The sequence below is a fragment of the Roseovarius roseus genome, assembly GCF_043355935.2.
Lineage (GTDB): Bacteria > Pseudomonadota > Alphaproteobacteria > Rhodobacterales > Rhodobacteraceae > Roseovarius > Roseovarius roseus.
Window position 1 is genome coordinate 1 of the sequence record NZ_JBHFPE020000030.1, and the last position, 12435, is coordinate 12435.

A 12435-nucleotide genomic window follows, 5' to 3' on the forward strand; every position below is an offset into this window, starting at 1 on the left:
ACAGATGCCCAAAAGTCTTTCTATCCGCAATCGCCCTCGCTGCGATCGTGATCTATTGGCTATGAGTCCTGACCCTAGCGAGAACTCATAGAAAAGTGCTGCCTCCGCTTCCTGTCTCGGTCCCAACATTGCTCAATTCTCCCGCTGGACAGAAGAATTGAATCAGCAACTTGCGCTTCGATCAAGCACGAGTTTTTCAACGAAATACGCCGATACTGGTGAAGAACGCTGGCCTTGGGAGGCTTCGTGATGGAGGGCTAGACGGGGTTAGTGGAAAACCTTGACACGGGCGCGGTCAGAGAGGCGAAACCGTTGGACGCTGGAGAATACCGACCGTCCAGATACAAAATCAGAGGGAATTGGCTAACCGCGGTGGTGATCAAATCTTCCTAAATTAGTCACCGACTACGTTTTTTGCGATGAATTGCGCTGTGCAACTCAGTCTATGCGCCCGCTGACCGCCCAGACCGCGTGGCGGATACGGGCGGTTTTGTAAGCGTCGTAGATCGCCATTGCATAGACAAACAGGCCGCCTGCCAGCTTGCCCACGATCGACACACCGGGCGACGCAGTCTGGAGCGTGAAGCCGCCCAACAGCAGGATGAAAAACACAAAGACCAGCCCGCGGACCGGCTGCCGATTAAGGACCTGGCCGGAGGCCGGCAAGAGAATGGCCGAAGCCAGCACCAGACGGGGATTTGGGGGGCGGCGGGATACGATAGTCATGCGCGCAACTCTTGCACTTCGGTATTTTTGGCGTCCAACACATCCGCGCGCAGCGCAACCAACTGGTCCAGCTTGGGCTTCAGCAGATCGGGTGACAGGGGCGAGGCGCCCATCTCAGCGTCGCGATAGATCAGATAGCGACTGCGCTGCGCCTCTTCTGCCAGAAACACGATGCGGATGCCTTTGGGCGAAATCACCAGTTCCTTGACCTGCGGATCGTCAAAGATGTTCATGTGGGCGCGCACCAGATCCTCGGGTGGCATATGTGGAGGGCTGTCGGTGCGGACCGCGCAATCATCGGGGAAATCTGAGGGACAATCCAGTTGGTGCATCAGGGAATGAAAGCGTGAAAACGGCTCAACCCCGGTCGGGCGGATCATCAGGTTCATTGTCGCCTCTACCGGCAGCCGTCCGGGCAGCGTCACCAGAACCCAAAGGGCAGGCAATTTGCGAAAGGTCAGTGTGTCAGGCAGCACCTGAACATCCGCCTCAACCCCAAGATAATGACCGGCCAGCCGTGCAAAGCCGCTGTCACCCAGCCCCATGCGCGGCGCGGTCATCAGCGCGCGGCAAGCATCCAGATATCCGGTGCGCTGCGTAATACGCTCGGTCGAGGCGCGGCGCAGGTGCCGGAACAGCAAGACCAAAACCGTCGCTGCTGCTATCAGCATCACCCCTGTGAAAAATCGGTCCATCATTCCTCCGGTCCAAAATGATCCGGCCCGCCGAATAGGGCGGGCCGGTCTGTGGATCGTGTCAGTATCCGCGCGGCCTGGGCCAAGGCATCGTGAACTGCGCTGCACGGCGCACGAACCGATAGCGCCAGAAGTGGAACCAGAGCGATACGATGATGTAGAATGACAGCATCGCAATCAACTGCGAGCCGTATCCAAGAAACACCGCAAAGAACGTCACACCGCAAAGCGAAAGCAGGATGATCGCCGGGATGGGGTGGAACGGATGCTCATACCCGCGTTTAATCGTATCCAGCGGCCATTTGCGACGGAACATCATCACGTTTAGTGGCATGAAGGTGTATCCCAAGAGGCCGGAAAGGATCGAGAAGGTGATGACCTGATCCAAAGGCGCCCCCAAGGCGAAAACCAGCGCAATCGGCACGAGGAAGATGATCGATCGGTACGGCGTGCGGAATTTGGGATGCACAGCGCCGAACCAGTCCGGCAGATAGTGATCGCGTCCCATGGCGAACCACGCCCGGCTGGCATCGTTAATGCAGCCGTTGGCCGAGGCCAATGTGGCAAACATCGTGCCGATGCCCAAAAGCACCATCAGGGTCGTCGAACCCGTCAAGCGTGCCGCGTCGAACAGCGGAACGCCCGCCTGCCCCAGGTACTCCCACGGCATCAGACCCACGCAGACATACCATGTCAGCGTTGCCGCGATCAGCAGCGTCATGACGCCAGCCAGCGTTCCGAAGGGCAGCGAGCGCGCGGGCGAACGAACCTCTTCGGCCGCCTGGCAAGTGCCTTCGATCCCGAGGTAATACCACAGGCCGAAGTGCATGGCCGCCAGAACACCTAGCCACCCATACGGCAGGTCAGTCATCAGTTCGACATGGCGCAGCGGGCTGTCGGACATGAAAACTGCCGTCGACAGAAACAGCGCAATAATCGCGCAAAAGGCAAATGCCGTGATGACAAGGCTAAAGGTAAGCGTTGCCAGAACACCGCGGTAATTCAGCCAGGCCAGAAACATGATCGCCAGAATGATGAACGGTCTCTCGTCGAGCCCTTCATGACCCATCATCCCCGCCACCGTATCAATCAAGAAGCCGAAAGTGATCGCATTTGCCGCCTCCAGCATCGTGTAGGCAAAAACCAGATAAAGCCCGACGTTAAAGGCCATCAACGGGCCGACGATATGCTTGGCCTGCGTGTATTGACCGCCCGCAGCAGCGACAGTCGACGTCACCTCGCTGTCGATCATGGCGACGCAGGAATAAAGTATGCCGGCGAACCAGCACGCGAGCAGCGCGGCATAGGCGCCGCCCTTGCCGACGGCAAAGTTCCAGCCCATGTATTCGCCCACAAGGACGATGCCGACACCAAGGCCCCAGATATGCGCCGGTCCCAGAACGCGGGCCAGACCCAGCTTGACCCCTTTGGGGCCCATTCCATCCATCTCTGTGGATGTGATATCCGTATCAGACATCTTTTTCACTCCAATCAGAGTTTATGTTCTTCGGTCATCGCCTCAAGCTCGCCCTCGCGCGAGGACATCAGTTCCTCTTCGCTGTAGGTGCTGTCGGTCTTTATCCAGTCGATGACGATATAGAGCCCGAAGACGATCGAAAGCCCCCAGGCGGCGTATTCCAAGACATTCCAGATATCCATGTTCAGCCCCTGTTCACTTGTCGCCAAATTTTTCGTTAATCACGTCGCGATATTCCTTGTCGGAGAACCGCAGCGCGAGGGCGAAATAGCCTACGACCACTGCGATCGTCACCAGAAGGCTGAGGATCGAAAAGGAGTAGTCGAAACGCGCCGTGATCAGTTCGGCAGCGTCGGCGGCTGTGGCATAGCCAAGCTCATTCCATTTTTCGACCATAGTGGGGTTTTGCCCCAGGGTTTCCCACGTGGGGTTGTCAGGTACGTTCGATGTCTGTGAGCTGCCCGCCAGACCCAGAAAGAGCGGCACGTAAAGCGCACCAACCGCCAGCACCAGCAGAACGATGACATCGATGATCTGCCCGATCTTGGTTTGGACGGGGGGAATGTAGTTAGCCATATCCGGTCCTCTCAGGGTTTTTTCTGTGCGCGGGCGAGATCAAGAAATTTGATGTCCAGCCCGTACATGAAATCGCGATCCTCGCGATAGTGGCGCAACATAGCGACGATTGCGGCTGTGTTGAGAACCAGGATTGTCGCGCCGCCGACCAGCAACACAATGCGCGCAGTGCCATTGGGAGCGAGGTGCCAGGTGGCCAGAGCGACAAAGATGATTGTCAGCCAAAGGCCGACGACAAAAGCCCACGCGACAGCCGTATCGCGGCTGTGCATCTTCTTGATGCGTTCAGTTAAGTCGGGCATTGAATTCTCCTGCTGGTTGTGAATCTTGACGCTCTTCTGAATGGCGTCTTTTATTGGCAGTAAAAAATTTATCATTCCAAGAACGCACAGATTGCGACTTCAAGTCAAGTTTGAAATAACCGCGGATTGACTGGCGACGGGAATGGGGAAACCACGCCGCGGACGTGAGTTTTGCAACATGTATAACCGCCCCTTGCGCAAGAGGAATCTTCAGAGCTTATTTTAGCGCGTCATCGGGTGCTGACATGTATCCGGCCTCATGATGCGGCGTTCCAGATGCCGCGGGCCCGTATGGTGTTCGAAGGTCGGGTCCAGATCAAAGCCGCGTGCTCGATGGCACTCTGTTGCACACTGGTTCTCCCGATCCCGTCTCACGACTGTTGCGCCAAACTTCTCCTTGCCCTCTTACGCTCCGACGTCCTCGCGACCTACAGCGGGCTTATGCCGCCGGGGTCGGAGACTGATAAACGCCACCGCGGGCCATCAGGGCCCAGACGATGCGCGCCGTCTTGTTAGCCAGCGCCACCCGCACCAGCATTGGTGGCTTGCGTGACAGCATCCCGCCCAGCCATGTGCCTGGCTGGGCCGCAGCATGAGTGTGCCGTTTGATGATGACGCTGTTAGCGCCGATGATCAGGAGCCGCCGCAGGGACCGTTCGCCCATCTTCGTCGTGGCTCCGAGCCGCTGTTTGCCGCCACTGGAATGTTGTCGTGGTGTGAGCCCGAGCCAGGCCGCAAAATCCCGAGCCTTGCGGAAAGTCTCGGGCGGCGGCGCAAGGGTCGCTATGGCCGTGGCGATCAGCGGGCCGATGCCCGGAACCGTCATCAGACGCCGCGCCAATTCGTTTTCTTTGGCACGACGGGCGATCTCAGTATCGAGCTTGCCGATCTCTGCCTCCAACTGCGTCAGTGCCGCGACCAGAACCTTGAGTGTAGGGATGGCGTCAGAGGGCAGATCGCATTCTGGATCTTCGATGATTGCAATCAACTTCGTCGCGTTGGCCGCCCCTTGTGGCACGACCTGTCCGAACTCGCTCAAATGCCCTCGAAGTGCATTGATGGCCTGGGTCCGCTGCCGGATCAGAAGCTCGCGCACCCGAAACACCATAGCCGCGCCCTGCGTCTCTTCGCTCTTCACAGGCACGAACCGCATCGTCGGGCGCAGTGCGGCCTCACAGATCGCTTCGGCATCGGCCGCATCGTTTTTCTGACGCTTCACGAAGGGCGTCACGTAGGCGGGCGGGATGACCCTCACCTCATGTCCAAGCTTGCCGATTTCCCGGCCCCAAAAATGGGAGCCGCCGCACGCTTCCATCGCAACCACACAGCGCGGCAGTTGGCTGAAAAACTCCAGAACCTGCGCGCGCCGCAACTTCTTGCGCAGAACCGCTCTGCCAGAGCCATCTGCCCCGTGGGCCTGGAACACATTCTTCGCCAGGTCGAGCCCGACAGTGATAATCTCCGACATGACCGTCCTCCTTTGTGGATCATCGCAGACCCACCTTGGCACATTGATGCCGTCGGGGGGCGGTCACATCATCAAAGCCTGATGGCTACATCATCGGCAAGACTCAATGTATTTCAGCTGCGTCCGCACTAAGCCTCCCAAAAACCACCGTTTGTTGAACGGTACACCGAACCGGACATTGGCGAACTTGCAGTGAAGATTTGAAATGCCCCGCACTGCAGACCTCGGTGCAAAGCGCAGCGAATGTCCGCTTTCCTGAAGGTTTTTCGATGCGGGCCGCGGCGCGAGATGGGCGGCCGGGAGGTGGCGGCCCGCGTTGACAAACCTCGGAAGGAGGAAGCCGCGGGGGTCTTGGATCAGGCTATGGGGAAAGTGTTCGCACGATCGGAGCGGCGGCTGCATCCCTGTTGCGGCTGATGGCGAGCCGGACACCTGACACGACCATAAACCCGGCCGGTAATCCCAACAAGGCAGTGCGTTTCGAAGTTGTCGCCGCCTTTTGCCGCGCTGGAAAGGAACGAGCACACGCTGTGCGGACCGGGTCTGCGGAGTGCAGCCGGTGCTGTTTCGTGACGGATGACGGGCGATATGTCATGCTGCCTGCTCCCTCGGTGGGGCACGCGACATCGGTTTTTGCCCGCGGCGGAAGATCTCGATGATGCGCATGGGGCCACCGCAGCAGGGGCATGGTTCGCGCAAGGTGAGTGGGATGATCTCGGCGTCGGGTCCTGACGCGGTGGCCTGTTCGGGCTGCTGGACGGCGAGCAAGGCGCGGATCTTCGTGATGTTGGCCTTGCGGGCTGAGGTGGCCAGCAGGCCGTAGTGCCGGATGCGGTGGAAGCCGTCAGGCAGGACGTGGATCAGGAACCGCCGAATGAACTCAGGAGTGGCCAGCCGCATGACCTTTTGCCGGTCGCCGGATTTGACGCGGTAATCTTTCCAGCGGAACGCCACGGTGTGGGCATCGGCGCTGACCAGGCGGGCGTTCGAGATCGCGACCCGGTGCGTATAGCGGCTCAGATAGGCCAGCACCGCTTCTGGGCCGCCGAAGGGCGGTTTGGCATAGACCACCCATTCGGTTTTGCAGAACGGGGCGAGCCAGGCTGTGAAGGTGTCCGCACGGGCCAGTTCGGCCAGATCACCGAAGAAGGTCAGATGGCCGGCCCGGTGCAAGGCTATTAACCCCTCCAGAAACAGGCGCCGGAACAGCCGCGACAGAACCCGCACATGCAGGAAGAACCCGGGGCGGCAGGGAACCCACCTCGTGCCGTCAGGTGACAGGCCGCCACCGGGGACGATCATGTGGATATGGGGATGGTGCGTCAACGCTGAGCCCCAGGTGTGCAAAACGCTGGTTATGCCCACCCGCGCGCCCATGCGTTTGGAGTCGGCCGCGATGGTCATGACGGTCTCGGCCGAGGCGCGGAACAGCAGCCCGTAGGCCGCCTTCTTGTTCCAATAGGCGATCTGCGCGATCTCGGCCGGAAGGGTGAAGACCACGTGGAAATACTCCACGGGCAACAGGTCTCCGGCGCGCGCCGCCATCCAGTCGCGCGCCGCCGGTCCCTGACACTTTGGGCAGTGCCGGTTCTTGCAGCTGTTGTAGGCGACGTGGTGGTGGCCGCATTTGGCACAGCCCGCCACATGCCCGCCGAGCGCTTCGGTCCGACAGGCCTCGATCGCCGACATGACCTTCAGCAGGGTCAGGCTGACATGCCCCGCATTGGTCTGCCGCCACGCAGGACCATGGGCACGGAAGATGTCAGCGATCTCCAGCTTCGGCCGGGCCACCGGCCTCGGGGGCTACTCCAACCCTCGTCGCAGGGTCTCGTCCTGAAGCAGCTTCATCTGCTCGAAGGGGCTGACCGTGCCGCGGATCGTCTTGGTCGCCACATGGGTATAGCGTGCCGTGGTCGTCAGCTTGGCGTGGCCGAGCAGCACCTGGATCACCCGCACGTCCGTGTTCGCTTCCAGCAGATGGGTGGCGAAGCTGTGCCGCAGCGTGTGCAATGTCGCGGCCTTCTTGATACCCGCCATGTGCTTGGCCGAGGTGAATGCCCGGTTCAACTGACGCGGGGAAAGCGGGTTTATCTTCGGCTTGCCCGGGAACAACCAGCCCTCGGGACGGGACTCGCGCCAATAGTCTCGCAACAGATCCAGCAGGCTGGGCGAGAGCATCGCCTTGCGATCACGCCCGCCCTTGCCGTCATCGACATGGATCAACATCCGGTCGCTGTCGATATCCTTGACCTTCAGGTTGCAGACCTCGGACGCGCGCAGCCCGGCTCCGTAGCTGATCCCGAGCGCCGCGCGATACTTGAGACCCGGGCCCGGCACGGCTGCCATCAGATCTGCCACTTCCTCGACGCTCAGGACGATGGGCAACTTCCGGGGATTGCGGTGAAACTGCATGAAGCGCTTCATGTCGTCGCGTCCGCACGTGACACCGAAGAAGAACCGCAGCGAGATGATGCGCACGTTGAATGTGCTGGCGGTCACCCCCTCTTGGGTCATCTTGAGCTGGTATGACCGCAGATCCTCTGGCGTGGCGGTGTCGGGCGGCCGCCCGAGGAAGGATGCGAAATGCTTCACATTCCGGATGTGGGCTTTCTGGGTCTTCTCGCACAACCCGCGGATGTTCATGTCCTCGATCATCCGCTGGCGCAGCGGGGTGGTGTTCTTCTCCTCCATGGGAACCTCCTGTCTGACGGTGGGAAGATCCCAATCGTCATCCCAGAAAGGCCAGCCACATAGAAAAACGGTGAGATGACGCACCAACGCCAGCCACGGGCGCCTTTGCCGCGGAGCGGCTTAGTCCACCCGCCCATAGTCACCGTGCATTTGTTTTTTTTGAGGTCTGCGTGGAGACGGAAGTCACAGAAATCGCCCCTTATGTCCGGGGTTTGATTCCCAGCTGCTCACTAAACCATGCACTGAAGTTGAGGTAAGCAACGGCGGTTGCGCTCTCCCGCAACCAATACTGCAGGAGCAAATAAGCGCCACACAATTTGCCACACAATTAGATTTTCCCGAATCTTCAAATACTTTATATAAATACGTTTTATAGGCGGTGCCTTAGCCGCATGGCGGACAGTCGTCCGCCACATTCAAGTGCTGAATCTGTCCAAGAGCCCTGATTGGTGCGCGACGTGCCGCATTCCGCCCCAAGTTTTGGCTTTCTGCTCATAGCCATATTTTGGGGTTTAGCGGCGGGGTTGCAGGCGGGCAGTTCCTTGGGCGACGCCGCACTGAAAAGGAGCAGCAAAAACAAAAGGCGTAGCGTGACTCCAAGGCGTTCGAACTGCCCCCGCCGCTCGATGTCCATGTGTCGCTGACCGCAACGACGTTTCAGGCGAGCTTTCACTCAAGCTCAGTCGAACACCCGCTCCGGGAGCTCGTCCCACGGCAGGGCCGCGACATCGTTTAGTTTCAACAGGGTCACAGCGGGCGCCTCGCGCTTGTGGACCCGTCGCTTGAGGATCCCCGGCGCGAGATAAGCTAGCCGTAGCTGCCGGCTGACATGGCGTTCGGCAACCCTAGGCAAATTTCAATTGGATGTCTTCTTCACAAATTTGGACTTCAAGCCCATCTGGCCGATTCCCGGAATTTTGCAGTCAATATCGTGATCTCCGTCCACAAGCCGGATATTGCGAACCTTGGTGCCGACTTTCACAACGGACGAGGACCCCTTGACCTTTAGGTCTTTGATCACCGTGACTGCGTCACCGTCGCTCAGAATATTGCCTACGCTGTCGCGCACCGCCGGCTCCCCGGTCGACGACGCCCCCGGCTCCCATTCGTGACCACATTCCGGGCAGGTCAACAGGGCGTCCACTTGATAGGTGAAAATGGAAGAGCATTCGGGACAAGGTGGCAATGTATCATTCATTAGAAACCTATAGCTTCCCCGATGGCGGCAAGCCAGACCGCTAAAGAAGCGGATGGCCGTAACCGGACCTCCATACAAGGCGCAGCGTCGATCCGCTGGTAACTTGAAGCGGACTGCTAAACTTGTGGCGAGCCTTCTTATGCAGCGTGCCGCTTCTCCAGGTCCAGCCGCATCGTAGCCATGCCCCGGCGACGGGACAGCTCTTCGTACCCGGCCGAGAGATAGGCGTTCAAAGCTGGCGCGTTGTCGAGGTCCACTTTCAAGGTCAGGACCAGCGCGCCGAGTTCCAGCGCGGCCTGCTCCACGCGCTCTGTCAGCTCCGCAGCGGCCCCACCGCGGGCCTCTTCGACCAGATAGACGTAAGTGAGGTGTCGCACCTCCGGCCCGACACCCTCCCGCAGGGCGAAGAACCCCACATCTCGACCCGCAGCGTCCTGAAGGTAGAAAGAGACGTCTTCACGGTCGCCAAGCCACTTGTGATGCCATTCCATCTCGTCGAAGGGCACTTTTGCATTGGGATTGAGCAACGGTATTTCCGAGTCCGGCAGCATCCTTGCCAAGGGGCTGAGATCGCAGTCACGGTTTCGACGCAGGGTGAGTGCCATGGGTCCTTCCTTCAGCTGGGCCCGGCGCCAGCCCGCCGGAATGCATCGTGAAAGCTGCGCGCCTGACACAGATGGCCCGTCCGAGTCAACCGGGGAGGAAACATACCGGCAATCGCGCATGAGTCATGGCTCTGGTGTGTCTGCAAGGGTGATAGGCCGCCGCACACCGTTCGCGCCCGCACTTCTGAGCGTACCGTCTCATTCCGAGAAGGTTCCGCTCAAAGAAGTTGTTGGATGAGGGATGACCCTCTTCCGCCAGCCGGATCCCGATGCCCCCGGGCTTGGTGCTGGGAAAGCTCTCGGATCTAGGAATTGGCAAGCCCATAACGTCCCTTAGCGCCAAGCCCGGCGAAGGGCGCCCGCGATAGCTGTCTGACGCAGTTGCCGGCCCTTACCGCCCCTTGGCGACCATCGCAAAGAAGGTCCGCTCCGAGCCCTGCTTGCTCAACGCCGCGCCAGACGGCAAGGTCTATGGTGTGCAGACATCGATCCTTGCAAAAGTTCGGGCCCTGCGCGCAGCAAGCGGTCTGGACCGCAATGACCTAACACGTCTGGAGAAAACATGTGCCGCGTTCTTGCCTATATCGGCCCGGAAATACCGCTCGAGAGTCTGCTTCTGGAGCCAGAAAACAGCCTGGTCAATCAGAGCCTGGACCCCGAGCTTCATCCGCACCTTCAGCTGGCAGGCTGGGGTTTCGGGGCCTGGAGCGAACATTTTCTGAGGCCTGAGGAGCCGCTGCTCTATCATAGGCCCAAGGCGGCCTTCTATGACGACAATGCCAAGGGCGTCATTCCCAGCCTTCAGGCCAGCACCGTCTTGGCTCATGTAAGGGCATCAGGCTATCACTCGGGCGTCGTCCAGACCGATGAAAACTGTCATCCCTTTTCCTTTGACGGAACGCCCTGGATCATTGCCCAGAACGGTGCCTTGCCGAACTGGAGGCTCTTGCAAAGGGAGCTACTGGTGCATTGTGAAGATCGGTATCTCAGGCAAATGCGCGGAACCACTGACACGGAATTTCTCTATGTCCTGCTCCTCTCGCTGCTCGGGGGCGACAGTAACGAGGAGGTCCAGAAAGGCTTCGAGAAACTTCTGGAGGTCATAGTTAAGGCGATGAAAAAGCTCGATCTGGCTGCGTTGACCAAGCTGAAGATTGCCTTGGTCGCGCCGAACCGGATCATCGGGGTCAATTACGGTTGCGGTCACGACGGTGAGGCGGACGTGGCGGGCAACTGGAAAGAGCTGCGGCCATCCGCGACCGGAAAGGACGACATGGCGCTCTCCATGCTTCTGGAGCCGATGTATGTGCTCACGGGTAAGAACTTTCGGAACTATGCGAAGTCCTACGAGGTCGACGACGCTCCGGAGGGTGAGGCGACATCCGCCATTTTCTCGTCCGAGCCCCTCACTGAAGACGGCGACGCATGGTTGAAAGTCGAATTCGGTGAAATTGTAGCCTTGGAGAGAAAGGCTGGCAAGATTTCCGGGACGGTGAGCAAGTTGAAGATGTGAGTGCGCAACCTCGCTGAGGAAATTGTACAACCTTTCCCTTGTGAAGGAGAATGATCTATGGCTGATCGCTACGATAGCTTCGAAGATCTCGCCGCCGATATGCAGCCGGAAGTCGACTACCGCGTCCGGAGCGAGGATCGGGGCTCTTTTGCGGTGATCCTTGCGCCGCACGGCGGCACCATTGAGCCTGAGACAGCAAGAATCGCAGAGGCTATCGCGGGCAGCGAATTTTCCTTCTACGCATTTGAGGCTTTGAAGGCCGGGGCGCACGGCGATTTTCACATCACCTCTCACCGCTTTGACGAACCCCAAGCGCTTTACCTTGTTGGAAAATCCCAGATCGCGGTCGCGATCCACGGACGTAAGGATAATGGGGCCGACACCGTATGGCTGGGCGGGCTCGCGACTGATTTGCGCGATGAGATCGGCGTGTCGCTGCGCGAGGCCGACTTCAGGGCAGAACCCAACACGGAACTGCCGGGCGTCCATGAGACGAACATCTGCAACCGGACACGCGCGGGGAAGGGGGTGCAGCTCGAGCTCCCAATGTCGTTGCGTCGCAGCTTGGTGGCAGAGCGCAATGCCTTGGACGCCTTTTGCCTAGCTGTCCGAAAGGTGATCTTGGCCGTGTCAGAAAATTGAAAGTTCAAGCTACTGGAACGACTACGCCGATACGCTTGAATGGACCCTGCCGTCGCCGGTGCCCGAGCACACGTTCGAGACGCTTCCCAAACCGAAGGACTGGGACAGACAAGCGGCCGAATGAGCCGGGAGTGGCACGCTGATGCCGACATGGGCTGGCTATTTGATGACTGAATCGGACCGGTCGCTACGGAACCTGGTATTCGACACGCATTGCTTCGCATGGTCCAGTTCCTGCACTTAGCCGCCGTTTCTGCAGCGCGCAGCAAAGTCATATTTTCCACGCTTGTGCCGATGATCGTCGTCGGTCGCGCGGTAGCTGATCTTTATGCCACGCGCTGAGACTGTATGATCGTCGCGGATGGCGCAGTGAGCGACCCACTTGAATAGTTAGATTGAAGTGTTTGCATGATTGGTCTTGGACGCGATCGGTGCAATGGCGCTTGAGCGCAAGTAGGTGGTATCGGTAGTGCCCCGGGAAGTGGTGTAGGAACTGGCGTCCACCTGCTTTTTCATAGCCGGTGTTGCTCGTTCACTGAGCG

The 12435-nt window shown here is 59.4% G+C and carries 13 protein-coding genes and 1 pseudogene; 3 read left to right on the forward strand and 11 right to left on the reverse strand.

Going from position 1 to position 12435, the window contains the following annotated elements; translation table 11 throughout:
• Positions 1 to 438 precede the first annotated feature (438 nt).
• The 9 genes from ACEWPL_RS18695 to ACEWPL_RS18735 form a co-directional block, all read right to left on the reverse strand.
• Positions 439 to 726, reverse strand: a complete 288-nt coding sequence (locus ACEWPL_RS18695) for a hypothetical protein (RefSeq protein WP_393931203.1) — start codon at positions 724 to 726, stop codon at positions 439 to 441.
• Complete coding sequence (locus tag ACEWPL_RS18700; RefSeq protein WP_393931205.1) at positions 723 to 1424, reverse strand: hypothetical protein; 702 nt, start codon at positions 1422 to 1424, stop codon at positions 723 to 725. The genes ACEWPL_RS18695 and ACEWPL_RS18700 overlap by 4 nt, the downstream gene beginning before the upstream one ends.
• Positions 1425 to 1482: 58 nt before the next feature.
• Positions 1483 to 2898, reverse strand: a complete 1416-nt coding sequence (locus ACEWPL_RS18705) for an APC family permease (RefSeq protein ID WP_393931207.1) — start codon at positions 2896 to 2898, stop codon at positions 1483 to 1485.
• Positions 2899 to 2912: 14 nt separating this feature from the next.
• Positions 2913 to 3080 carry a hypothetical protein gene (locus ACEWPL_RS18710; protein WP_393931209.1) on the reverse strand — a complete coding sequence of 56 codons (168 nt, stop codon included), beginning with the start codon at positions 3078 to 3080 and terminating at the stop codon, positions 2913 to 2915.
• Between the two features lie 13 nt (positions 3081 to 3093).
• Complete coding sequence (locus ACEWPL_RS18715) at positions 3094 to 3474, reverse strand: hypothetical protein (RefSeq protein ID WP_393931211.1); 381 nt, start codon at positions 3472 to 3474, stop codon at positions 3094 to 3096.
• 11 nt (positions 3475 to 3485) lie between these two features.
• Positions 3486 to 3851, reverse strand: coding sequence for a hypothetical protein (locus tag ACEWPL_RS18720; protein ID WP_393931213.1), 366 nt, complete (start codon positions 3849 to 3851; stop codon positions 3486 to 3488).
• Between the two features lie 364 nt (positions 3852 to 4215).
• Positions 4216 to 5244 carry an IS110 family RNA-guided transposase gene (locus ACEWPL_RS18725; RefSeq protein WP_393931215.1) on the reverse strand — a complete coding sequence of 343 codons (1029 nt, stop codon included), beginning with the start codon at positions 5242 to 5244 and terminating at the stop codon, positions 4216 to 4218.
• A 591-nt stretch (positions 5245 to 5835) separates the two neighbouring features.
• Positions 5836 to 7035, reverse strand: coding sequence for an IS91 family transposase (locus ACEWPL_RS18730; protein ID WP_393931217.1), 1200 nt, complete (start codon positions 7033 to 7035; stop codon positions 5836 to 5838).
• A gap of 12 nt (positions 7036 to 7047) precedes the next feature.
• Positions 7048 to 7935, reverse strand: coding sequence for a tyrosine-type recombinase/integrase (locus ACEWPL_RS18735; RefSeq protein ID WP_393931219.1), 888 nt, complete (start codon positions 7933 to 7935; stop codon positions 7048 to 7050).
• 589 nt (positions 7936 to 8524) lie between these two features.
• Here ACEWPL_RS18735 and ACEWPL_RS19540 point away from each other — a divergent pair.
• Positions 8525 to 8608: pseudogene (locus ACEWPL_RS19540) on the forward strand (protein NO VEIN domain-containing protein); the annotation flags it as partial.
• Between the two features lie 183 nt (positions 8609 to 8791).
• Here the strand turns inward: ACEWPL_RS19540 and ACEWPL_RS18740 are convergent.
• Together ACEWPL_RS18740 and ACEWPL_RS18745 are read right to left on the reverse strand one after the other, a co-directional pair.
• Positions 8792 to 9133 (reverse strand): zinc ribbon domain-containing protein YjdM, encoded by a 342-nt coding sequence (locus ACEWPL_RS18740; protein WP_393931221.1) that lies wholly within the window; start codon positions 9131 to 9133, stop codon positions 8792 to 8794.
• A 137-nt stretch (positions 9134 to 9270) separates the two neighbouring features.
• A complete protein-coding gene (locus ACEWPL_RS18745) occupies positions 9271 to 9738 on the reverse strand; it encodes a GNAT family N-acetyltransferase (protein ID WP_393931223.1) in 468 nt (155 codons plus the stop codon).
• Between the two features lie 562 nt (positions 9739 to 10300).
• On the opposite strand from ACEWPL_RS18745, the gene ACEWPL_RS18750 reads away from it, so the two are divergent.
• Together ACEWPL_RS18750 and ACEWPL_RS18755 are read left to right on the forward strand one after the other, a co-directional pair.
• The gene (locus ACEWPL_RS18750; protein WP_393931225.1) at positions 10301 to 11251 is read left to right on the forward strand and encodes a class II glutamine amidotransferase; all 951 of its coding nucleotides are present in this window, start codon (positions 10301 to 10303) and stop codon (positions 11249 to 11251) included.
• A 57-nt stretch (positions 11252 to 11308) separates the two neighbouring features.
• On the forward strand, positions 11309 to 11893 hold the full coding sequence (locus ACEWPL_RS18755) for a poly-gamma-glutamate hydrolase family protein (protein ID WP_393931227.1): 585 nt from the start codon (positions 11309 to 11311) through the stop codon (positions 11891 to 11893).
• Positions 11894 to 12435: the final 542 nt, after the last annotated feature.